General features: G+C 64.3%; 18 protein-coding genes. 12 read left to right on the top strand and 6 right to left on the bottom strand.

Features of this window, described 5'->3' with window-relative positions:
• Positions 1 to 92 precede the first annotated feature (92 nt).
• From SAMIE_RS21765 to SAMIE_RS21755, 3 genes are read left to right on the top strand one after another with little or no spacing between them, the layout of a single operon-like run.
• On the top strand, positions 93 to 920 hold the full coding sequence (locus tag SAMIE_RS21765) for a conjugal transfer protein TraF (RefSeq protein ID WP_083216030.1): 828 nt from the start codon (positions 93 to 95) through the stop codon (positions 918 to 920).
• Positions 920 to 2,374, top strand: coding sequence for a conjugal transfer protein TraH (locus tag SAMIE_RS21760; RefSeq protein WP_066701128.1), 1,455 nt, complete (start codon positions 920 to 922; stop codon positions 2,372 to 2,374). Before SAMIE_RS21765 ends, SAMIE_RS21760 begins: the two co-directional genes overlap by 1 nt.
• An 18-nt stretch (positions 2,375 to 2,392) precedes the next feature.
• Complete coding sequence (locus tag SAMIE_RS21755; protein WP_066701127.1) at positions 2,393 to 5,206, top strand: conjugal transfer protein TraG N-terminal domain-containing protein; 2,814 nt, start codon at positions 2,393 to 2,395, stop codon at positions 5,204 to 5,206.
• Between the two features lie 8 nt (positions 5,207 to 5,214).
• Here the strand turns inward: SAMIE_RS21755 and SAMIE_RS21750 are convergent, their stop codons facing one another.
• The 5 genes from SAMIE_RS21750 to SAMIE_RS21730 all read right to left on the bottom strand — a co-directional run bounded on the left by SAMIE_RS21750 (position 5,215) and on the right by SAMIE_RS21730 (position 9,176).
• On the bottom strand, positions 5,215 to 5,418 hold the full coding sequence (locus SAMIE_RS21750) for a hypothetical protein (protein WP_066701126.1): 204 nt from the start codon (positions 5,416 to 5,418) through the stop codon (positions 5,215 to 5,217).
• 331 nt (positions 5,419 to 5,749) lie between these two features.
• Positions 5,750 to 6,475, bottom strand: a complete 726-nt coding sequence (locus SAMIE_RS21745) for a superoxide dismutase (protein WP_083216031.1) — start codon at positions 6,473 to 6,475, stop codon at positions 5,750 to 5,752.
• 31 nt (positions 6,476 to 6,506) lie between these two features.
• Positions 6,507 to 7,922, bottom strand: a complete 1,416-nt coding sequence (gene chrA, locus SAMIE_RS21740; RefSeq protein ID WP_066701125.1) for a chromate efflux transporter — start codon at positions 7,920 to 7,922, stop codon at positions 6,507 to 6,509.
• On the bottom strand, positions 7,919 to 8,770 hold the full coding sequence (locus tag SAMIE_RS21735; protein ID WP_066701124.1) for a chromate resistance protein ChrB domain-containing protein: 852 nt from the start codon (positions 8,768 to 8,770) through the stop codon (positions 7,919 to 7,921). The genes chrA and SAMIE_RS21735 overlap by 4 nt, the downstream gene beginning before the upstream one ends.
• Positions 8,771 to 8,906: 136 nt before the next feature.
• The gene (locus tag SAMIE_RS21730) at positions 8,907 to 9,176 is read right to left on the bottom strand and encodes a metal-sensing transcriptional repressor (RefSeq protein WP_066701123.1); all 270 of its coding nucleotides are present in this window, start codon (positions 9,174 to 9,176) and stop codon (positions 8,907 to 8,909) included.
• Between the two features lie 91 nt (positions 9,177 to 9,267).
• Between SAMIE_RS21730 and SAMIE_RS21725 the strand changes: the two genes are divergently transcribed.
• The 6 genes from SAMIE_RS21725 to SAMIE_RS21700 all read left to right on the top strand — a co-directional run bounded on the left by SAMIE_RS21725 (position 9,268) and on the right by SAMIE_RS21700 (position 17,213).
• Positions 9,268 to 10,605: an MFS transporter gene (locus SAMIE_RS21725; protein WP_066701122.1), complete on the top strand. Its 1,338-nt coding sequence runs from the start codon at positions 9,268 to 9,270 to the stop codon at positions 10,603 to 10,605.
• 58 nt (positions 10,606 to 10,663) lie between these two features.
• Positions 10,664 to 11,032, top strand: coding sequence for a hypothetical protein (locus SAMIE_RS21720; RefSeq protein WP_066701121.1), 369 nt, complete (start codon positions 10,664 to 10,666; stop codon positions 11,030 to 11,032).
• Between the two features lie 54 nt (positions 11,033 to 11,086).
• Positions 11,087 to 12,355 (top strand): TolC family protein, encoded by a 1,269-nt coding sequence (locus tag SAMIE_RS21715; RefSeq protein WP_066701120.1) that lies wholly within the window; start codon positions 11,087 to 11,089, stop codon positions 12,353 to 12,355.
• A complete protein-coding gene (locus tag SAMIE_RS21710; protein ID WP_066701119.1) occupies positions 12,352 to 13,500 on the top strand; it encodes an efflux RND transporter periplasmic adaptor subunit in 1,149 nt (382 codons plus the stop codon). Before SAMIE_RS21715 ends, SAMIE_RS21710 begins: the two co-directional genes overlap by 4 nt.
• Positions 13,497 to 16,733 carry an efflux RND transporter permease subunit gene (locus tag SAMIE_RS21705; protein WP_066701118.1) on the top strand — a complete coding sequence of 1,079 codons (3,237 nt, stop codon included), beginning with the start codon at positions 13,497 to 13,499 and terminating at the stop codon, positions 16,731 to 16,733. The genes SAMIE_RS21710 and SAMIE_RS21705 overlap by 4 nt, the downstream gene beginning before the upstream one ends.
• A gap of 261 nt (positions 16,734 to 16,994) precedes the next feature.
• Positions 16,995 to 17,213 carry a hypothetical protein gene (locus tag SAMIE_RS21700; RefSeq protein WP_066701117.1) on the top strand — a complete coding sequence of 73 codons (219 nt, stop codon included), beginning with the start codon at positions 16,995 to 16,997 and terminating at the stop codon, positions 17,211 to 17,213.
• On the opposite strand, the gene SAMIE_RS21695 is transcribed toward SAMIE_RS21700, so the two are convergent.
• Positions 17,199 to 17,618, bottom strand: coding sequence for a hypothetical protein (locus SAMIE_RS21695; protein WP_315850630.1), 420 nt, complete (start codon positions 17,616 to 17,618; stop codon positions 17,199 to 17,201). The genes SAMIE_RS21700 and SAMIE_RS21695 overlap by 15 nt on opposite strands.
• Positions 17,619 to 17,906: 288 nt before the next feature.
• Here SAMIE_RS21695 and SAMIE_RS21690 point away from each other — a divergent pair, with 288 nt between their 5' ends.
• The 3 genes from SAMIE_RS21690 to SAMIE_RS21680 are packed head-to-tail and all read left to right on the top strand — an operon-like array spanning position 17,907 to position 23,381.
• A complete protein-coding gene (locus tag SAMIE_RS21690; RefSeq protein WP_066701115.1) occupies positions 17,907 to 18,638 on the top strand; it encodes an ImuA family protein in 732 nt (243 codons plus the stop codon).
• The gene (locus tag SAMIE_RS21685; protein ID WP_066701114.1) at positions 18,559 to 20,115 is read left to right on the top strand and encodes a DUF6504 family protein; all 1,557 of its coding nucleotides are present in this window, start codon (positions 18,559 to 18,561) and stop codon (positions 20,113 to 20,115) included. Before SAMIE_RS21690 ends, SAMIE_RS21685 begins: the two co-directional genes overlap by 80 nt.
• The gene (locus SAMIE_RS21680; protein ID WP_066701113.1) at positions 20,112 to 23,381 is read left to right on the top strand and encodes an error-prone DNA polymerase; all 3,270 of its coding nucleotides are present in this window, start codon (positions 20,112 to 20,114) and stop codon (positions 23,379 to 23,381) included. Before SAMIE_RS21685 ends, SAMIE_RS21680 begins: the two co-directional genes overlap by 4 nt.
• Positions 23,382 to 23,474 lie beyond the last annotated feature (93 nt).

The raw sequence follows: 23,474 nt of genomic DNA, 5'->3' as shown, positions 1-23,474 counted from the left end.
TGTTCATTTACCGGATTGGGAAGCGCGCAAAGAAAGCCCGCCCCGCGAACGCCCTGCACAGTCGCCCGGTAAGGCCGAGGGAGGGACGGAACATGGCAATTCTTGACCGGACGGTGATCCTTGCGGCAGCTCTCTCGGCGGCGATTTGGGCGCCCGCGCTTGCCCAGGACGCGCCCGCGGCCCGAAATGATACCATCGAGCAGGATCGGCCGGACGAATTCTACTGCGGCGAGCGCAGGCTGGGGCAGTGGTTCTATTGCGCGAAGCCAAAGCCGATGGACAACGCCAAGCCGGCGACGCCTGTCGAAGCGGATCGCGCCACGGATCGGATCGCCGCGATCGCCAAGCAACTCGACGAGCTGAAGGCCAAGGCCATCCTCGAGCCGACGGAAGCGAACGTCATCAACTATATCCGCTTCCAGCGCGAACAGCTCGATCGCGCGTCGACATTCTCGGACACCTGGCAACGCGCGCTCTGGCAGAACCCGGACCTCGACTATACGCTGCAACGCCCGGTTTCGACGGTCGGCAAGCGTCTGTGGCTCGATAATCGGAAGGCCGACCGCGATGCTGTCCTCACCAGCCTCGGCCAGCGCTACGGGCTGTTCTATTTCTATGCCCAAAGTTGCGGCGCGTGCGAGGTGTTCGCGCCGATCCTGCGATCGGTCACCGATAGTCATCGGATGACGGTGATGGCCGTATCCATGGACGGCGGGCCGAGCAGGGATTTTCCGAATTACGTCGTCGATTCCGGGCAGCGGGCACGAATGGGTGTGCCGGGCAATGAAACGCCTGCGCTGGTCCTGTTCGATACCCAGACCAAGCGGACGATTCCGGTCGGCTACGGCGTGCTCAGCGCCGACGAAATCATGGACCGCATCTTCATGCTGACCAACACCAAGGTCGGGAGCGACTATTGATGACACAGGCAAAAAAGGGCGTCCTGCGCCGGAAGTTCGGCTCTGGTCTGGCGTTAATCGCAGCTTCCCATTTCGCGATCGTCGGCGTCGCGCACGCTGATGTCGCGTCTGAGATGAACGGCTTCTTCAACGATGCCGGTGGCGCCGCAAATGTCACCGGGCCGACGGCATTCCAGGGTCAGTCCGCGGGCTATTACTCGCTTGGCAACGTGTGGACCCGCTTTCCGCAGAAGAGCGTCTCGCCGTTCAATCTGCAGCTTCCGAGCGCGCGGGCGGGCTGCGGCGGCATCGACCTGTTCGCAGGCAGCTTCTCCTTCATCAACGCCTCGGAAATCGTGGCGATGTTGAAGGCGACCGCCAACAATGCCCTTGGTTTCGCCTTCAAGCTCGCGATCGATTCCGTTTCGCCAGAGATCGGGAAGGTAATGGATGAGTTCAGCCAGAAGGCGCAGCTTCTCAACCAGATGAATATATCGAGCTGCGAGACGGCGCAGGCGCTGGTCGGTGGAATCTGGCCGCAGATGGAAACCACCCGCTCGACGATCTGCGAGGCGGTCGGCAACAGCCAGGGCATATTCTCCGATTGGGCCGCTTCACGGCAAGGCTGCAACAACGGCAACCGCCGGGACAGCACAATCGCTGGCAATACCGATGCGAGCATGAAGGACCAGCTCGTCGGCGAGCCACACAACTACACTTGGGAGGCGCTGAAGAAGTCCGCCAAATTCGGGGCGTTCGACCAGTCATTCTCCGAATATATCATGACGCTCGTCGGCACGGTGATCACCACGCCATCAACCGATCCGAGCGTAGGCGGGAAGGTCATCATGTTCGGGCCCGCCGAGGAGGCGGTGGTTACGGCGCTGCTCGACGGCACGGCGAACGCACCGGCGGTGAAGATGCTCAAGTGCAACGACACGGATTGCTACGATGTCGGTGAGCAGACCCTGACGGTGCCGGCCTCGTCGGCGTTGCGGCCGCGGATCGCAGGGATGATCCGCTCGATGAGCAGCAAGATCAGGACGGACACCGCGCTCGACGGTTCGGAGAAGCAGCTCCTCAACCTCGCGACCGTACCGCTCTACAAGATCCTGTCAGTCCAGGCCTATGCGCATTACGCGCTGACCGACGGCGAAATCGAAACGCTCTCAGAGATCGTCGCAGTCGATCTGCTGGCCGCGATGCTCGATAACATGCTCGATCGCGTCGAGCAGGCGCAGACTCACTATCAGACGTTCGACCAGGCCACCGCGACGCAGTGGAAACAGCAAATCGCTGCGACGCGGCAGAAATTCGCGCAGCGTGACGTGAAGCTCTCCAACAAGCTGCAGGTGACGATGCAGATCATCGATCGCAGCATCATGCTCGAATCCACGCTCCAGAATTCGATGACGCCGGGCATGGCGTCCGCGCTCAATTTCTCGCGCGGGTTGAACGCACAAGGGCTGAATTAGGGCAGGGGAGCCGGCGCGATGCTCGAGGTCTTTACGGTCGGGGGCGGGGAATATCTCGTCAACACCTTCAACGCCGTCGCTGCCTGGTCCGGGGGAGGTGGATACCGCTCGCTCCTCCGCGTCGTGATGGTGATGGGGCTCATCTACTCTCTGCTCGTCGTCGCCTTCACGATGAACTTTCGCGTGTGGATGAACTGGTTTCTGCAATCGACGGCGATCTATCTCTGCCTCATGGTGCCGACCATCGACGTGAAGGTCACCGACCGGATCAATCCGTCACTGGCACCGGCAACGGTCGCGAACGTGCCGCTCGGGCTTGGTGTTCTGGCAAGTTTCACCACGCAGATTGGCGACTGGCTGACGCGGACGGCCGAGACCGTTTTCGTGATGCCGAGCGAGCTCAACTATTCGACCAACGGCATGGTCTATGGCGCGCGCCTGTTCGACGCCACTCGCAACTTCGTGATCCGCGATGCCGAGTTCTCGACCAATCTTGAGGAGCATTTCAAGAAATGCGTCTTCGGGGACGTGATGCTCTACCGGAAGTCGCTGACCGTCCTGGCGCAATCGAAGGATCTCTGGGCGGAAATCGGTCCCGGCTCGGAAGCCCGATCGCAGGAATGGCTCGAACGGCAGGGCGATGGGACCGTCACCAGCGCGATCGTCACCTGCCGGCAGGCTTACGACATGCTAAATGCGCGGTGGGCGCCGATGATCGAGGCGAACACGCCGTTCTGGGGGAAGGAGCTTTACCCGAAGCTGAGCAACGCGCTGGCGGCCGACAAGCTGAGGCACGATCTGCCGATCGCCAATGCCGCGTTCACCGGCTCGGGCAGCAACTACAGCGATTCCATGCGGCAGAACACGGCGATCAACGCCTTCATGCAAGCCCGCAACAGCATGGCGGGCGGATCGGGCGCGGCGACGATCGACACCTTCGCGCAGACCCGCGCCGACATTCAGGCACGCAACACTTATAATTCGATCGCACAGCAGGCGATGGCCTGGGTGCCCATCCTCAACATCGTGCTGACCGTGGTCTTCTTCGCGATGTTCCCGGTGATATTCCCATTGTTCCTGATGCCGCAAACGGGTCTCGCGACCCTGAAGGGCTATGCGATGGGCTTCTTCTATCTCGCAGCCTGGGGGCCTCTCTATGTCATCCTGCACATGATCTGCATGACAAGAGCCGAGGCCGCCGCCGCGGGGGTCGCGCCCGGCGGCGTCACGCTGGGCACCTATGCCGGCATCGGCGCCGTGAATGGAGAGACTGCGACGATCGCCGGCTTCATGCTGATGAGCATCCCATTTCTCGCCGCGGGTCTTGCACGGGGCGCGATGTCGATCGCGGGCCAGGCGACCTCGATGCTTGCGCCGGCACAGAACGCCGCCGAGGCTGCCGCGCTGGAACAGACCACGGGAAACTATTCTTACGGCAATGTGAGCTGGGCGAATGCGACGTCGAACATGCGCCAGAGCGACCAATGGTCGATTGCGCCGAGTTTCACGGGCGGTGCGACCAGCGTGGGTTGGCGCCAGGACAACGGCGCCGTGGTGTCGGGCTTCGGCAATGGACAAGATGTCATCGACATGTCGGGCGCGATCTCGCGGCTGGGGTTCACGCCAACCATGAACAGCGGCACCGTCGCGGAATGGCGGGAAATGTCGAGCGCGGCGCATCGCCAAGCGCAAGCGTGGGAGAATGCCGCGCAGGATATTCTGACCAGCACACACACGAACCGAAGTGCGTTTGGGGTCTCGTCCGAGCGATCCAGAGGCTTTGAATCTGGAAGCGGGTCCACCGCAAATACAAATGTCGAGAAGTTCGATCGTGTTACCGGGTCGAGCTCGCAGGGCCTAGAGGAGCGCTCCTCGACCGGGTTGACCGATCGGATCTCGATGGGCCGTGATCGGTCAGCCGGCACGCTCGATCAGGTGACCGGCGGGATCAATGGCGGCATCGGCGGCGGCGGAGGTCGTAAGGGTGGCGGTGGGCGGGCAGGCGGCGGGGGACTTCTTCCCAATGTCGGCGGTTCCCTTGGGGTCAGCAAGACCGGGCAACAGGTCGACAATCTTCGCTATGGCACGGATCAAACGCGTTCCTCCGACAGCTCCAGCTCGTCTTCAAGCGGTGTGCGCGACGAGCACTCCAACGGCAGCGGAGCTAGCACATCCGACGGCACTTATGTTCGTTCAGGCTCGTTCAGCCGGTCATCGGTGACGTCATCGTCCTCGGTGAGCACCGAGGACGCCCTTTCGCGGGCACGATCCTATTCCGAGGCCGCGCGGCGTATGGAAGAGCTATCGCAATCCCTCGCGCGCGATGCGAGCTTCGCCGAATCGCACGGGATGCAGCTCAGCGAGAATATGAGCCAGGATCTTGCGCAATGGTACAGGCTGCAACAGGCCCTTCATCCCAACCTTGATGCGCCCGAGCTTTGGGCGACCGACTTAACGCCGCAGAAGCGCGCGGTCCGTGACCAATTGATTCAACAGTGGGCACAGGAAAAACGAGACGCGCTTTGGTCCGAGATCAGCGGCGATATCAAGGACCCGTCGCTGGTCGACGTGTCGCGGATCGATCTCGACGCCGGCGATGTGCGCGGCTCCTATAATCCGCGCGGGGTTAGCGGGATCGGTAGCGGTGGGGGAGGCGGCGACCCTGGCGCCGCTGCCCGCATGATCGCTGATGGACAGGCGAAGCTGGACGGTGATCGGGCGGCAGCGGAAGCCGCCCGTAACAATCGCGGTGGCGCGAATGTTGATCTACAATCCGAGGTCGGCCGCGAACTCAATCGCGGTTTCTTCACCGATCCGAACTTGCGGAAGTAAAGGACCGGTCAGAGCGTCAGGTAAAGATAGGCACCCGTCGCCACGAGCAGGACAAGCGAAATCACGCCACCGATCAGGCGGCCACGCGAAAGCTCGCTAGTATCGTCATCGCTCTCGTCGGAATTGATCTCATGCGGCATCGGATCGGCCGGCCTATAGATTGGGCCGCCGGGTAGATCTTTGGTGAATGCGTATGTGATCGTATCAAACATGGGCGACTTTCTACCGCCGACATCATATCATTGAGTAACTTCGCATTCAAACCGGAATAGGCCGATGCGGACACGTGCCACAATCGCAAATTCTGTTAAACCAATTTTGAAAAGAGACATTCTCGCGCAAGTTAGAAACGAGACTCTCGCTGGCGATAGGGCTGCCCAACCGTCGTTATGAGCCGGGGCAGTGTGGAGCCCTCCACACAGCTCAACGCTGCCCCGGCTCATAACGACGCTCGCTGTCGACAAACCAAAGGAACCATCGCTCTGCGATGAGCTCCCTCAATATTGAACAGACAGAGCGAAAGCTTCGTTGGCGGGCGTCTTTTTAACCGCCACCGAAATGGCTGGCCAACGTGTCGGCATGGCTCCACGCGATCGATCGCATGAACGCATCGACGTAGTCTCCTGCCTTGGCGCCGTAATCCATCGCGTAGGCATGCTCGTACATGTCGAGCGCGAGGAGCGGCGTGCTCCCGGCGAGGGTCGCGGTGTGGTCGGAGGCCCATTGGTTGGTCAGCCGGTTGTCGCGGTGGCTCCACTGGAGCAGCACCCAGCCCGATCCTCCGCCGAGTGCCTTGCCCATCCCGGTGAACTCCGCTGCCCAGCGATCGAAGCTGCCGAAGTCACGCTCGATCAGCTGGCCAAGCATGCGACCCGGGCGCGACGTTCCGCCAAGGCCAGCGAAGTAGAGCTCGTGCAGAATCATCGAATTCCAGGCGATCAGTTCCTCGCGCTTGAGGCCGTTGACCGTGAACCCCGGCGCCTTGATCGGATCGATCCCCGCGAACTGCGTGCTGATCGCCCCGAGCCGCTTCACCGCGCCGACGTAGTTGTTGTCGTGATGACTGACGAGCAGCCGCTCGGACAAGCCGGTGATCGACTTCGGATCGAACGGCAGCGGAACGGGCTGCGGCGCGAACGCTTTGCCGGCGGGACCGGCCGCGGCCGGAGCCTGTGCCACGGCTTCGGCCGAACCGAGGGCGGCGGCACCAAGAGTCACCATCGCGCCGGCGGCGAGAAGGTTGCGGCGATCAATCGTGGGGTCAGTCATGGGCGTCTCCTTTGGAAATGGCTGTGGCCGGTCATCCGACCAGCCCGGCGAGGTGAAGGGCGACGCCTGCGGCCGAAGCGCCGCCGAGCGTCAGGCAGATACCGACCTTCAGGCGGAACATGGCGATGATCGCCGCAAGCGAGATGGCGAGCGCCCACGGATCGACGCTGGTCAGCATCGGCATGTCGAACTCGATCGGGCCGGCCCGCAGCGGCCGCACCTGCCGGAAGATCGTGTGGATCGCGAACCAGACGGCAAGGTTGAGCACTACGCCGACGACAGCCGCGGTGATCGCCGCGAGCGCGCCGGAGAGCGCCTTGTTGCCGCGCATCCGCTCGATGAACGGCGCGCCGAGGAAGATCCACAGGAAGCAGGGAATGAACGTTACCCAGGTTGCGAGCAGTCCGCCGAGCGTCCCCGCGAGCAACGGAGAGAGCATCCCCGGATTGCGATAGGCGCCCATGAACCCGACGAACTGGAGCACCATGATCAGTGGTCCGGGCGTCGTCTCGGCCATACCGAGACCGTCGAGCATCTCGGTCGGGCTGAGCCAGTGATAGCCCTCGACCGCCTGCTGCGCGACATAGGCGAGCACCGCGTAAGCACCACCGAACGTCACCACCGCCATGGTCGAGAAGAAGGTGGCGATCTGGCTGAACACATTGGTCCGCCCGAGGAGCAATAAGAGCACCGCAACCGGTGCCAGCCACAGCACCATCCAGACGACCGCCTGGCGCAGCGACTGACGAATCGTGGGATTGGCGTGCGCGGGCAGCGCCTCGCCGAGCAGCGTGTCGGCATCCTCGACGATCTCGCCCTTGGCCGCGCCGTGCCCGCCGCCGACCTGGAACGCGGCGATCCCCGCGCGCCCACCGAAATAGCCGATCAGGCCAGCGCCGAGCACGATGACCGGGAACGGCACGCCGAGGAAGAAGATGAGCAGGAATGCCAGCACTGCCAACCCGCGCATGATGGTGTTCTTGAGTGCGCGGCTGCCGATCCGCACGACCGCCTGCAACACCACCGCGAGCACCGCGCACTTGAGGCCGAAGAACAAGGCAGAGACGATGCCGACCCGGCCGTAGAGCGCGTAGATCCAGCTCAAGGCCATGATCGAGACCGCGCCGGGCAGCACGAACAGCGCGCCGGCGACAATGCCGCCACGCGTCTTGTGCATCAGCCAGCCGATATAGGTAGCGAGCTGCTGCGCCTCGGGACCGGGAAGCAGCATGCAATAGTTGAGCGCGTGCAGGAACCGATGCTCGCCGATCCAGCGTTTCTCGTCGACGAGGATGCGGTGCATCACCGCGATCTGCCCGGCGGGACCGCCGAACGAGAGCGCGGCGATGCGCAGCCAGACCCAGAAGGCTTCGCCAAGTGTGACCGGCGCGACCGGTCCCGGCTGCCGCGACGACGCGACGCCCACTTCCACGGATGCGGTGCTCATGCCGTCACCGGCTTCGCGCGCGCGCCTTTCGGTTGATGCGAGACCCAGTCATGGGTCTCCCCGGTCGCATCGCGGCACCAGCGATAGAGCGCGTCATAGACGAGCATTCCGGCGTCGAGTTGTTCGAGATCGTCGGCATACATGCGCGACAGACCGAGCGACAGCGCGACCAGCCCCGCTGCCTCGGGAATGATATCGGGACGCCCGGTATCGGCGCCGCGCACGATCATGGCGAGATGGGCAAGCGGCTTGACCCCGGCCAGGCCGAGCCCGTCGAGCATCACGTCAAAGGTGCAGCGATCGCCGTCGTGGCTCCAGCGGATGCCGTCGCCCTCGATGTCGAACGGCGCCGCACCGAACCGGTCTGCGACCCCGACCACCTCGCCGGGCGCAACGAACAGGAAGACCGCGTTCGGATCGACGAAGCGGCGGATCAACCAAGGGCAAGCGATGCGATCGACCTTCGGCCGCGCGCGTGTGACCCACACGGTACGACCCTGCGGATCGCGCGTTGGCAGGATCGCTTCGGGCACCAGCGGATAACCGGCATCGACCCACGCCTTGACGCCGCCGTCGAGTGCTTCAGCTTCCGCGCCATCCTGCCGCAACCATGCGGCAGCGCCCTGGCTGAGCTTGTGGCCTTGCCAGCACGCGACCACGACCGGCCTGCCGCGGAAGCCGCCCGCCCAGTTGGCGACCTCGGCCCAGGGTCGGCGCATCGCACCGGGAATGAGGCGCGGATCGGCGGCGAAGTCTTCGTCGGTGCGAACATCGATGATGACCGGCGCCTTGGGCGTGCCGATCAGGCGAAATAGTTTGTCGACTTGGATGGAATTGAGCGCAGGCATGATGCGTCCTTGAGTTATCAAGAAGGACGCGATGCTTCAGCCTGTCGCCTCATGGGGTGATCGCGATCCCCATGCCGCGAATAAGCCTCCGGAGCCCGCGACTGTCAAGAAAGCTCTGCGCAAGAAAGCGCATTGGTCAGAGATATTTGGAGATCGCGCGGAACTGCGCGATCGCCTCCGCCGGTCCTTCACCCTCCTCGGCATGGACGAGGCAATGGTCGATATGATCGTTGATCAGTGCCTTCTTCGCGCTGGCGATCGCGCTTTCGACCGCCTGGAGCTGCTGCGCGATATCGACGCACGGCCGCTCCTCCTCGATCATCCCGACGATGCTTTTCAGGTGACCAGCGGCACGGTTCAGCCGCTTGATGATCGCCGGATGATTGGAGTGTGCATAGTGGGCCATGAGATAGCATCGCATGCAGGCGACCGACTGTCGAGAAAATATCCCCCTGGGGGGATAGACATGTATCCCCCCAGGGGGATATGGGGCGGGCGTGCTTACCGTGCTCGCCAACCGGACCTATCGTCATCTTTTCCTCGCCCAGCTCATCGCGCTGGTCGGGACCGGCCTGGCGACGGTCGCCCTCGGCCTGCTCGCTTATGACATCGCCGGTGGTGATGCGGGCGCGGTGCTTGGCACGGCGCTGGCGATCAAGATGGTCGCCTATATCGGCGTTGGTCCGATCGCCGGCGCGTTCGCCGACCGCGTGCCGCGCAAGGCGCTGCTGGTCGCGCTCGATCTGGTCCGCGCGGCGGTCGCGATCTGCCTGCCGTTCGTCAGCGAGGTCTGGCAGGTTTATGTCTTGATCTTCGTGCTGCAGGCCGCGTCCGCAGGGTTCACGCCGACGTTCCAGGCAACCATCCCCGACGTGCTCCCCGACGAGGGCGACTATACCCGCGCTCTGTCGCTGTCCCGGCTGGCCTATGACATGGAGAGCCTGACCAGCCCGATGCTCGCGGCGGCATTGCTGACGATCATCAATTTCCACTGGCTGTTCTCGGGGACCGCGATCGGGTTCCTCGCCTCGGCGGCTTTGGTGGTCTCATCAGGCCTCGCCAGGAGCGCCGCTTCACCGAAGGCCGATACTGGCATCTACGACAAGACGACCCGCGGAATCCGTATCTATCTCAAGACACCGCGCCTGCGCGGCCTGCTCGCGGTGACGCTTGCTGCGGCCGCGGCGAGCGCGATGGTCATCGTCAACACCGTCGTCATCGTCCGCGGACTCGGCTTCGGCCAGTCGCAGGTCGCCCTGGCGCTTGCCGCCTATGGCGGCGGCTCGATGCTCGCGGCGCTGCTGTTGCCGCGCGTTCTCGATCGTATTGCCGATCGCGCGGTGATGGTGAGTGCCGCCGCCTTGCTGACCGTCATGCTCGCCGGCCTCGCCACATGGGGCGCGACCGCGGGCGGCGGGCGGATTGGCTGGACGGTGCTGTTGCTCACATGGCCGCTGCTCGGCATCGCCTATTCGATGAGCGTCACGCCATCGGGGCGCCTGCTGCGTCGCTCGGCCAGCGCCGGAGACCGGCCCGCGCTGTTCGCCGCCCAGTTCGCGCTCAGCCATGTTTGTTGGCTGATCGCCTATCCGCTGGTCGGCCAGCTTGGCGCGACGATTGGAATGCCCGCGGCGCTGACCGCGATGGCAGGTCTCTCCGGGATCGGGTTCTTTGCAGCCGTCGCGCTATGGCCGAAGAGCGATCCGCAAGAGATCGCGCATGATCACGAGACGCTTGGCCCGGACCATCCGCATCTTCGCCAAGATCATAGCGGCGGCAACCAGAGCCATGTCTTCGTGATCGACGATCTGCACCAGCATTGGCCGCGCCAATGATCGCGCGTTCGTCTTGTGAGTTCACAGCTCTCGCGATAGGTCTTGTCGTATGACAGCAATGTCGATCTCCACGCGGCGCTTCGGCTCCGGTGGCGCGCTCGGGCGCGTCGCCGCGCTTATGGCGTTGTTCGCAATGATCGGCGTGCTGGCGCTATCGACGTGGCACGATGGCATGCCGCACAGCCATGCCGCAGTTCATGCAACCAGTGTCGATCGCGATCATCACGAGCATGCGCCAAGCAAGACGCCCGACATGGCGGATGTCCTGCACATGGCGGCGCACGCCGTGATCCAGACGATCGATGTACCGCGCCAGCCCGTGCTGGCTGCGATGCTCAAGCCGGTGCCGCTCCAGTGGAGCATTGCCGGCCCGCAGGCGCCCGGCGCGATCCACCCCGACGGACTCCTGAGACCCCCGCGAGGCTGAAGTCGCGCGCCCGTCTGGCGCGCCCGATCTTCAAGCCTTCAAGGGGAAATACCGATGCAAGCCTTTCGAGGCCGGCTGCCGCGGCGTGCGGTTGCCGGCATGCTGGCCGCGACCTGCCTCATGGCGGTCGCCCAGAGCGCCTATGCGCAGGTAGCGCCGCCATTCGCCACGCTGCTGCGTGAAAGCGAGGACGCTCCGCGGCTCGCGGTAAGCGAAGCCGGCGTCCGCCAGGCCGAAGGGCTGCGCGATCAGGCGCGCGCACGGCCCAATCCGAGTATCAATGTGATGACCGAGAATGTGGCGGGATCGTCACCCTATTCCGGGTTCGGGCGCGCCGAGACGACGCTGCAATATAGCCAGCCGATCGAACTGGGCGGAAAGCGCTCGGCACGGATCGCTGCCGGAGAAGCCGGCGTGGTCGCGTCGCGTGCTCGCGACCGCGATGCCCGGGTCGTTTTCGCCTATGATCTCGCACGCGCCTACGCCGCCGCCGAAATCGGTGACCGGCGCGTTGGCCTTGCCGAAGACGAAGTCGAGGAAGCGCAGAGCGACCTGAAGGCAGCCGAAGCGCTGGTCGGTGCGGGCAAGGAAACGCGGCTCCGCGCGCTCCAGGCACGCTCGGCGCTCAACGAGGTCAGCGCCCAGCTCGATCTCGCCAAAGCGAACCGCATCTCCGCTTATGTCCGGCTGTCGGCACTGGTCGGAGCGGATGCGCCATTTGCCAGCCTCGCTGAATCGCTGCTCGATACCGGTCCCAGCCCGGACATGGTTGGCCCAGTCGATCCGACGGCCAGTCCCGCGCTGCTCGTCGCCGAAGCCGAACGCGCGGCCGCAGCGCGCCGGCTCGATGTCGAAAGCCGCCGTGCGACACCCGACATCACCGCGAGCGTGGGCGTGCGCCGCTTGGAATATGAGGGTGCGACCGCGGTGCTCGGCGGCGTGACCATTCCGCTTCACCTGTTCGACCGCAACCGCGGCAACATCGCCGCCTCGCGCGCCGAGGTCGATGCCGCCGAAGCCCGGCTTGCGGTGCTACGCGCCGAGGCCCGTGCCGAAGCGCAATCGGCGGCCGCCGAGCTCTCCGCCGCTGAAAGCCGGGTGACCGCCGCGCGCGGCGCGCTTGCCACCGCCGACGAGACCTATCGTCTCGCCCGCATCGCCTATGAGGCAGGCAAGTCGCCGCTCGTCGAACTGCTCGCCGCCCGCCACGGTCTCGGCACCGCCCGCAGCACCGTTCTCGACGCCGAAACCGCCCGGTTCGAAGCGCGCGCACGCCTAGCCCGCCTCGCTGGCCGCACCATCACGGGGGAACCCATCCAATGAACGCCAATGAGAAACTCACTGCCGGCGCTGCGCTGGCGCTCGTGCTGGCTGCCGGCGCCGGGTTCGGCATTGCTCGCCTGACCGCTCCCACACCACAGGTCGAAGCAGCCGCCGAACAATCGGCCGCGCCATCGGACAGCGTCGCGATGACCGCCGAGGCGATCAAGACCTCGCAGATCTCGGTCGCGCCCGCTGCCTCGGGCGAACTCGACGCGGCGATCGCGGCATCCGCAACGCTCGAGGCGACGCCCGACGCGGAGGCGGTGCTGACCTCGCGCGCCGCCGGCACGGTGAGCCGCATCTTCAAGCGGATCGGCGATCCCATTCGCGCCGGCGAGACGCTGGCGCTGGTCGAGAGTCGCGATGCCTCGGCGATCGCCGCAGACCAGTCTGCTGCCTCCGCGCGGGTGACGCTCGCGGCCCGGCAACTGGCGCGCGAGCGCAGCCTGCTCGCGCAGGGCGTCTCGCCGCGCGCGGACTATGAAACGGCTGAAGCCAACCTCGCGGTCGCCCGCGCCGACGCAATGCGCGCCAGCGCTGCCGCCGGCGCAACGCGGGTCGCGCGTGACGGGCGATCGGTGGTGGTAGCCAGCCCGGTCTCAGGTCGTGTCACCGCAGCTCCCGCCAACCTTGGCCAGTTCGTTTCGGCCGAGACCGAGCTGTTCCGAGTGGCCGATCCCAGCCGTCTCCAGATCACGGCGAGCCTGCCGTCGGCCGATGCGCCGCGTGTCCGTGCGGGAGATCGCGTCGAACTCAGCCTGGCTGACGGCCAGATCATCGAAGGCCGGGTGCGGTCTTCGACGGGCGTGGTCGATCCCGACACGCGCGGTGCGACGGTGGTCATCGAACCAAGTGCCGGCGTGTCGATGCTGGCACCCGGCCAGCTCATACAGGCCCGCATCTTCGGCAGCGGTGGCGCCGCCAAGGATGGCGTGATGGTGCCGCAGGACGCGGTCCAGACCGTCGGCGACCGAACGGTCGTGTTCGTCCGCACGGCGAACGGCTTCAAGGCGACCAATGTGGAGGTCGGCAGCCGCAGCGGCGGACTGGTTGCAATCGTATCTGGGCTAAAGGCCGGCACGCCGATTGCGACTATCAACGCCTTCCTGCTCAAGGCCGAACTCGAGAAGGAGTCGGCGGAATGATCGGCCGCATCCTCCAACTCTCGGTGCGCGGCCGCTGGCTGGTTGCGTGTCTCACCCTGCTGGTCGTCGCGTTCGGCGCCTGGCAGATCACCAAGCTGCCAATCGACGCGGTGCCCGATGTCACCAACCGGCAGGTGCAGATCAGCACCTTTGCGCCGACGCTTGGACCGGTAGATATCGAGAAGCAGGTGACCTTCCCGGTCGAGACAGCGCTCGCCGGAATTCCGGGCCTGCAGATGACCAGGTCCTTCTCGCGCAATGGCTTCAGCCAGGTGACGGCGGTGTTCGAGGACACGACCGACATCTATTTCGCGCGACAGCAGGTAACCGAGCGTCTCGCCCAGGCCAAGGACAGCCTGCCTGCCGGCATCCAGCCCAACCTCGCACCGCTCAGCACCGGGCTTGGCGAGATCTTCTTCTATTCGGTCGCGTTCCGGCATCCCGACGGCAAGGGCGGCGCCGAACATACCGACGGCAAGCCCGGCTGGCAGTCCAACGGGAGTTACCTGACGCCCGAGGGCGAGCGGCTCACCACCGAACTCGCCAAGGCGGCCTATCTGCGCACGGTGCAGGACTGGATCATCCGTCCGCAGATGCGCAACGTGAAAGGCGTCGCCGGCGTCGATTCAAACGGCGGCTATGTGAAGCAATATCTGGTCGAGCCGAACCTCAATGCGCTTTCGACCTACGGCCTATCGATCACCGACCTCGCCGATGCGCTGGAGAAGGCGAACCTTTCGGCCGGCTCCAACTATGTCCGGCGCGCGGGCGAGAGCTTCCTCGTCCGCGCCGATGCGCGGCTCAGATCGATCGACGAGATCGAGCAGGCCGTCGTCGCGACCCGCGCGGGCGTCCCCGTGCGCGTCAAGGATGTCGGTCAGGTCGTCATCGGCGGCGCGGTGCGGACCGGTTCGGGCAGCCGCATGGGATCGGAAGCGGTCATCTCGACTGTGCTGATGCTGGTCGGCGAGAACAGCCGCATCGTCGCCAACAGCGCGGCCGAGCGGCTCACCGAAATCAACAAGGCCCTTCCACCTGACGTTTTCGCCGAGCCGGTCTATAACCGCTCGAAACTGGTCAACGCGACTATTGCCACGGTCGAGAAGAACCTGGTCGAAGGCGCGCTGCTCGTCATCGTCATCCTGTTCCTGCTGCTCGGCAATGTCCGCGCCGCGCTGATCACGGCGGCGGTCATCCCGATCACCATGCTGATGACGGCGGCGGGCATGAATGGGCTCGGCGTATCAGGTAATTTGATGAGCCTCGGCGCGCTCGATTTCGGCCTGATCGTCGACGGTGCGGTCATCATCGTCGAGAATGCGCTCAGGCGCCTTGCGGAGCGGCAGGAGCATGAAGGCCGTCTGCTCACGCTCGAGGAGCGGATGGGCGAGACGATCGAGGCGGCGCAGGAGATGGTCCGGCCGACCGTCTATGGTCAGCTGATCATCTTCCTCGTGTTCGTGCCGCTGCTCACCTTCCAGGGGGTCGAGGGCAAGACCTTCTCGCCGATGGCGATCACGCTCATGGTCGCGCTGGCCAGCGCATTCGTGCTGTCGATCACCTTCGTGCCCGCCATGATCGCGATCGTCATCAAGGGCCGGGTCAGCGAGACCGAGGTCAAGCCGATCCGCTGGTTCAAGGAGAAATACGCCCCGCTGCTCGACAAGGCGGTCGCGCGCCCGATGCCGTTCATTCTCGGTGGGGTCGGCGTGTTTGCCGCGGCTGTGTTCGCGTTCGGGTTCCTCGGTGAGGAGTTCATGCCGCAGCTCGACGAGAAGGACATCACCGTCACCAACTTCCGCGTGCCCTCCGCATCGATCGACCAGTCGACCCAGATGCAGCTGCAGATCGAAAACGCCCTGAAGACGCTGCCCGAGGTGGCGCTGGTCTTCTCGAAGAACGGCAACGCCGATCTCGGCACCGACCCGATGCCACCCAATGCCTCGGACACCTATGTGATCCCCAAGCCCGAGAGCGAATGGCCCGCCGAGGTCAAATCCAAGGAGGATATCCTGCGGCGGATCGAGGAGCGGATGAAGCCGCTGATCGGCAACCGCACCGAGATCCAGCAGCCGATCCAGATGCGGTTCAACGAGCTGATCGCGGGCGTGCGCGCCGATGTCGCGGTCAAGCTTTACGGCGACGATCTTGATGCGATGAGCGCGCAGGCCAAGCGCATCGCCGGCGTATTGCGCACGATACCCGGCGCGGGCGACGTCAGCGCCGAACAGACTGACGGTGCGCCGACCTTCGATGTGAAGATCGATCGGCTCGCGGCGGCGCGCTACGGACTGACGGTTGAGGAGGTCGCCAGTACCGTCGCCGCAGCACTGGGAGGCCGTGAGGCGGGGCTGTTGTTTGAAGGTGACCGGCGATTCTCGGTGGTCGTTCGCTTGCCCGACGCCCAGCGCGACGATCTTGAAACGCTCGGCGCCATCCCGGTGATGCTGCCCGCGGCCGATGGCCAGATTGCCCGCTCGATCCCGCTGCGCGAAGTGGCGCGGTTCAGCTACACCCAGGGGCTGAACCAGATCAGCCGCGAGAACGGCAAGCGCATGGTGGTCGTGCAGGTCAACGTCCGCGGCCGAGATCTGGGCGGATTTGTGCAGGAAGCGCAGGCGAAGATCGGCAACCTCGATCTTCCGCCCGGCATGTATACAGCCTGGGGCGGCACATTCGAAAGCCTGCAATCGGCCCGGCTGCGCTTGCTGATCGTCGTGCCAATCTGCTTCGTTGCCATCTACGCACTGCTCTACATGGCACTCGGCGGGCTCGTGCCGGCAGCGATCGTCTTTAGCGCGGTGCCGATGGCGCTCGCCGGCGGCGTGTTCGCGCTGCTCCTGCGCGGCATCCCGTTTTCGATCACCGCGGCGGTCGGGTTTATCGCGCTGTCGGGCGTGGCGGTGCTCAACGGCCTTGTCATGATGAGCGCGATCCGCAAGCGACGCGAAGAAGGGGCGGGCGAGGAAGACGCCATCGTCAGTGGCGCGATGCAGCGCGTGCGCCCCGTGTTGATGACGGCGTTAGTCGCCAGTCTCGGATTTGTGCCGATGGCATTGGCAACCGGTACGGGTGCCGAAGTCCAGCGGCCGCTCGCGACCGTGGTCATCGGCGGACTGATCACCTCGACCGTGCTCACATTGCTCGTTTTGCCGGCGATCACGGCTCTTGCTGCTCGGTGGCAAGTCCGCCGTGATCAACGATCCAAGATCGACGCCGCTGTCCAGAGTTAACGGCGGGCCACGAAGGCTACACTACCGAGGAGTGGACGGTCAGCTAAGTTGACCGTCCGCTGGTTGGCGGGATAAGTCGGGCTTCGAAGAGCAGCATTGGATCGCGGCAGGGGCGTCCTCAAGAGACGAGTCTCATTTGGAAATTGCGGAGGTGTCTCTTTTCGAAGTTGCGCTTACAAATTCTTAGAGCGATAATAAGAATTATGTTAAATATCAATATCTTATAAGAATATCAGTCCCGATACAACGCGGAGACCTTTCATGGAAGTCCGATTGAGCGCGACACCTAAAGGCAACGGATTTCAGGCAACGGTCGCATTGCCCGATGGGGTATCGATCAGCTCGGCCGAATCCTATCCCACCGAAGCCGAAGCGATCACCGCGGCGGCCGTGAAGTTGTTGGAGATGCCCGATCGCCTGATGCGCGCGACCGCAGTAGAAGCCGATCTTGCGATCAGCGGCAGCTCATCGCCGGCGTAGCGCCGCCAAGGTGTCCGGCATGATCGTGTAGACTGCCTCGCGCTGGGCGCCGCGATTTTGATGATCCACCCGATAGCCCTGATAGTGGCGTCGCAGGAGGCCGCCCCGACATAGATCCGACACTGCGCGGCTGACATTGCAGCGGCCCGATTGGCGAACCCGCTCACGGACCCTTTCTTCAATGACACGGTCAGCCTGTGTCGGATCGGCCGGTAGTTCGTCAGCCTGCTCAAGTGCCGACCGCACGGTTTCGATCGTCGAACGGCGCCAGGGTGTACGCTGCGCGATCGGAGCCAGCGCATCGCACAGCCAGTCGCGGACAGGCACGGCGTCGCCGTTCACCATCACGCTCGGTCCAGCCCTGCCCTTTTCGTCAGCGACTTCCTCCAGGAGCTGGAGGAGCATGTAGGAGAATTTTGGCCGCGGCGAAGCTGCGGCGATCGCCGCCAAAAGCCCCGGCGTGTCCATCCCTCGCGCGGGTTCGACGGATGCTTCGAATAGGTCTGCCTGATGGAACATAGCATGAATCTACTATGCACTTTGGTGGATGTGAATCCCACAAAGGACCGAAGGCGCTTTTTTTCTGGCGGATTCCACAGGCTTCGGAAGCGGTGCATTTGAGCTGCTTGACTCATCGCCGGGAACAGGAACAAATAAGGAACGAATCAACGAGTCCCGAGTCTCCTGAATGCCATGCGTCAATCAACCGTCCTTGAAGATTTGCGAGCGCGCATCGCGCGTATCGAGGGCGTAGGCGTTCAGCGCGAAGCGATCCCGTTCGGCATCGACGAACTGGATCAGCGATTGCCGGGCGGAGGCATTGCTGCAGGTGCTCTCCATGAAATGATGGGCAGTCCCGATCTCGCGGACGAGGCGAGTGCGACGGTCTTTCTGGCGGGAATCCTGGCGCGAATGGAAGGTCCCGTCTTCTGGTGCCTGCGCTGGCGCGACCTGTTTGCCCCTGCCCTTCATCTCGCCGGTCTTCATCCAGATCGGGTCATCTATGTCGAGGCCGGCAGCGACACCAATGTCCTGCTCGCGATGGAGGAGTGCCTGCATCACCCTGGCATCGCCGGTGTGGTTGGCGAAGTCGGGAAATATTCGACTACTGCATCGAAGCGCCTGCAATTGGCGGCGGAAAGCTCGGGTGTAGCGGCCTTCGTGTTTCGTCGCGCGGCGAAGGCCGAACAGGTCGCCGAAGGGACGGCAGCGATGACACGCTGGCGGATCACCGCTTCACCAAGCGAAGATCTCGGTCTGCCGAGCCTGGGTCGCCCTCGCTGGCATGTGGATTTGGAACGTGTGCGCGGTGGTAATCCGCACGCCTGGATCGTGGAGGCGTGCGATGCGACGGGTCGTATCGCTCTTCCTGCCGCACTGGTCGACCGACCGGCTGCGGCGGAAGATCGCAAAATTGTCGCCTGAGTGCCGTGACGGCCTGGTCCTTGATCTTCCGCTGGTGACCGCGGTGCCCGATCACGGCAGGAAAGTCATTGCTGCCGTCGATGCCGAGGCTAAGGCGCTCGGTGTCCGCGTCGGCATGACCGTGACGAAGGCCCGAGCGTTTGCCCCTGAATTGCAGGTCGTCGATGCCGACCCGGAGGGCGACCTGCAGGGACTTCGCGATCTCGCGCTATGGGCGGGCCGCCGATACTCACCCTTCGTATCACCGGATGCGCCCGACGGAATCTGGCTCGACATCACCGGCTGCGCGGGTCTCTTTGGCACCGAGAAGGCGCTGCTCAAGGATCTCCATCGCCGTGTTGCCGCGTCGGGGCTGGCTCTGCAGATCGCTGTGGCCGACACTGCAGGCTGCGCCCATGCCGTTGCGCGGCATGTACCCGCCGGCCGGCCGGTCACGATCGAGCCGGGCGGACACCGCACTGCCATTTCCATCCTGCCGATATCGGCGTTGCGATTGCCAGGACGCGAGGTCGAAGGTTTGCGCAAGCTCGGATTTGAGCGGATCGAACAGCTCATCGGTGCGCCGCGCGGCCCTCTCGCCAAACGGTTCGGCCGCGAATTGCATCGGCGGCTGGATCAGGCGCTCGGCTTCGTGCCCGAGCCGATCGAGCCGATCTACCCTGAACATCTGCCGCGGGCCCGTCGAGGTTTCATGGAGCCGATCGCGACACCTGAAGCCTTCGCCCAGGTGATCGGCGATCTCGTTGCCGATGTGGTGGGGCAGCTCACCTGTATCGGCAAGGGTGCTCGCCGATTGGATTGCTATTTCCACCGTGTGGACGGCCACAATCAGGCGATCCGCATCGGGACCGCAACCGCATCCCGCGACGCAGGCCATCTCGCGAAATTGCTGTGCGCTAAGATCGAGACGGTCGAGCCAGGGCTTGGCATTGAGGCAATGACCCTCGTGACGCCGCTGGCTGACGCGCTCGCGGCCCAACAGGATGAAGGGTTGGAAAGCCCGCGACGCGGGCCGAACCTCGCCTCTCTGGTCGATGCGCTCGCCAACCGTTTTGGTCCACGGAGCCTGCATCGGGCGGCACCGCACGCGAGCAGTATGCCTGAGCGCTCGATCACCACGATGCCCGCCCTTGCGAAAGATAGCGGCGCCCAGTGGGACGATGACCTCCCTCGCCCCGCCCGCATGTTGGATCGACCCGAGCCAATCGACGTGGTCGCCCTGCTGCCAGACGATGCCCCTCGCCTCTTCGTGTGGCGTCGAAAGCGCTATCGGGTGACCCGAGGCGATGGTCCGGAACGCTTGCACGGCGAATGGTGGCGCGAGAGCGGCAATGAGGCCGACAAGGCGCTGATCGTCCGGGATTATTATCAGGTCGAGACCGAGACAGGCGGTCGGTACTGGCTGTTCCGGCTCGGTGACGGCGTAAATCCGGCTACGGGCACCATGCGCTGGTTCATCCACGGTGCGTTCGCATGAGCGAGGTCGACGCCAACTATGTCGAGCTGCAGGTTACGACGCACTTCAGCTTCCTGAGGGGCGCATCATCCCCCGAGGAGCTGTTCGCCGCGGCCGCATTGCTCGGATTGCCTGCTCTCGGCGTCGTTGATCGAGGATCGGTCGCCGGCATCGTCCGGGCCTGGGATGCCGAACGGACCACCGGCGTTCGTGCCATCATCGGATGCAGGATCGATCTGAGCGACGGCACGGCGCTACTGCTCTATCCGACGGATCGCGCAGCCTATGGCCGAATGTGCCGACTGCTCAGCATCGGCAAAGAACGCGGCGGCAAGGGAGCCTGTCATCTCGACTGGTCGGATGTCGAACAATGGAATGACGGGCTCATCGCGATCCTGAGTCCTGACCGGGCAGACGTCGGCACCGAGGCCGCCCTTGCGCGGACGAAACGGATTTTCGCCGACCGTGCCTATCTGGCTCTGACGATCCGGCGGCGACCGAAAGATGCGATCCGGCTGCGTGATCTCGCGAACCTGGCGGCTGCGGCTCGCGTTCCTACGGTCGCGACCAATGACGTGCTCTACCACGCGGCGGAGCGCCACATGCTGCAGGATGTTGTCACTTGCATCCGGGAGAAATGCACGATCGACGAATTGGGCGCTCGGCGCGAGCGGTTCGCCGATCGGCATCTCAAGACCGGCCAGGAAATGGAGCGGCTGTTCCGTCGCTATCTCAAGGATGCGTCGCCCGTCTCTCGCACGCTCGAGATCGCAGCGCGGTGCAGTTTCAGCCTTGAGGAGCTCCGTTACCAATATCCGGATGAGATCAATGTGCCCGGCCGGACGCCGCAGGAGGAGCTGGAGCGGCTGACCTGGGAGAAAGCCCCCGACCGCTATCCCGAGGGGGTCGATGACAAGGTGCGCTCGCAACTGGTGCACGAACTGAAGCTCATCGCGGACCTTGAGTATGCGCCCTATTTCCTGACCGTCCATTCCATCGTGACCGAAGCGCGGCGGCGCGAGATTATCTGCCAGGGACGTGGGTCGGCCGCGAACAGTGCCGTTTGCTACGTGCTGGGCATCACCTCGATCGATCCGGTGCGCTCGGAATTGCTGTTCGAGCGTTTCGTGTCGGCCGAGCGGCGCGAGCCGCCCGATATCGACGTCGATTTCGAGCATGAGCGCCGGGAGGAAGTGATCCAGTGGATTTATGAGACTTATGGGCGGACGCACTCGGCGCTGACGGCCGTCGTGACCCGCTATCGCGCGCGGGGCGCGGTCCGCGAAGTCGGCAAGGCGCTCGGCCTGAGCGAGGACATGACGGCGGGTCTGGCCGGGTCCGTCTGGGGATGGAGCCAGGATGGCGTCGAGGAAAAACACGCGGAAGAGCTCAATCTGGACCTCGCCGACCGGCGCCTGGTGCTGACCCTGGAATTGGCCCGTCAGCTCATCAATACGCCGCGCCATTTGTCGCAGCATCCTGGCGGATTCGTGCTGACGCGCGATCGGCTTGACGAACTGGTGCCCATCGAGCCGGCTGCGATGGAAGATCGACAGGTGATCGAATGGGACAAAGACGATATCGATCTCCTGGGCTTCATGAAGGTCGATGTCCTGGCGCTGGGCATGTTGTCGTGCATGCGGCGGGCGTTCGAGTTCATGGAGAATGACAAGGGCCTGAAGCTCGATCTCGCGACCATCCCCGCCGAGGATCCGGCGACCTACGCGATGATCCGCAAGGCCGATACCTTGGGTGTCTTCCAGATCGAGAGCCGCGCACAGATGGCGTCCATTCCGTTGATGGCGCCGCGCACCTTCTATGATCTGGTCATTCAGGTGGCGATCGTGCGCCCCGGGCCGATCCAGGGCGATATGGTCCACCCTTATCGTCGCCGGCGCAACGGCGAGGAGGCCGTCACCTATCCGACCGAGGAACTGCGGCGCGTGCTCGAGAAGACCTTGGGGGTGCCGCTGTTTCAGGAGCAGGCGATGCGCGTGGCCATCGAATGCGCTGGCTTCACACCGAGCGAAGCGGATCTGCTTCGGCGCGCGATGGCGACGTTCAAGCTGACAGGCGGCGTCTCACATTTTCGGGACAAGCTGATCGATGGCATGGTCGCGCGCGGATACGATCAGGAATTCGCGGAGCGCACCTTCAAACAGATCGAGGGCTTCGGCTCCTATGGTTTCCCGGAAAGCCACGCCGCGAGCTTTGCGCTGATCGCCTACGCCAGCAGTTGGGTGAAATGCCATCATCCAGATGTGTTTTGCGCCGCGCTGCTAAATGCCCAGCCCATGGGCTTTTATGCCCCGGCCCAAATCGTCCGCGACGCGCGTCAGCATGGCGTCGAGATCCGCCCGATCGACGTCAATCACAGCCGCTGGGATTGCACCCTTGAGCCAACGGGCGGCCGCTATCTCGCCGTTCGGCTGGGCCTTCGCATGGTGAATGAGCTCGCCAACCGCGATGCCGCGGCGATCGTCACGGCGCGCGCCGATCAACACTATGAGAGCGTCGAGGAAATCCAGCGGCGTGCCGGCGTGGGGCGCGGCGCTCTGGATCGGATCGGCGAAGCCGATGGGTTCGGCTCATTGGGGAACAATCGGCGTGAGGGACTGTGGAGCGTTAAGGGGCTCGGCAATGCAGCATTGCCCTTGTTCGCTGCGGCGGACGAACGTGAAGGCAAGCTACGCCAGGAAGCGATCGAGCCGACGGTCATCCTTGCGCCTATGGGCGCCGGCGCGGAAGTGGTCGAGGATTATCGGGCCTCTGGCCTGTCGCTGCGGGCTCATCCGCTGGCGTTCCTGCGCGACGAATTGCGCAATCGCAAGATGATCACCTGCGATGAGCTGCAGTCCATGAAAGACGGCCGCTGGATCAATCTCGCGGGGATCGTGCTGGTCAGACAGAAGCCGGGCTCCGCCAAGGGCGTCATGTTCATCACGCTGGAGGACGAAACGAACGTCGCCAACCTGGTGGTATGGACCAACGTGTTCGAGAAGCATCGGCGCGCCGTCCTGGGTGCGTCGATGATGGGCGTGCGAGGCCAGGTGCAGCGCGAGGGCGAGGTGATCCATGTGGTCGCCCAGCGGCTCGATGATTTGTCGCCGCTCCTTGCCAGCGTTGGCACACGCACGGATGTCGCCGATATCTACCGGGTTAGTCGCGCTGACGTGGCCAAACATCCGCTGCGGTGCGATCCCCGTGATCTGGTATCGTGGGATCGCAGATCGCTGACGCCACCGCCTGATCCCGGCATAAGGGTCCGTTCGCGTGATTTCCGCTGATCCTGTCCAAACTCGCCGGCTCGCAGCTCCGGGGGAAAACGAGAGAAGTTCGGCGCAGTGGGAGCTTGTCATTAGACTAGCCGGTCGGTGCAT

This window comes from Sphingobium amiense (assembly GCF_003967075.1).
Taxonomy (GTDB): Bacteria; Pseudomonadota; Alphaproteobacteria; order Sphingomonadales; family Sphingomonadaceae; genus Sphingobium; species Sphingobium amiense.
The sequence above is the reverse complement of the archived record's forward strand: the minus strand, read 5'-3'. Positions and strand labels throughout refer to the sequence as shown.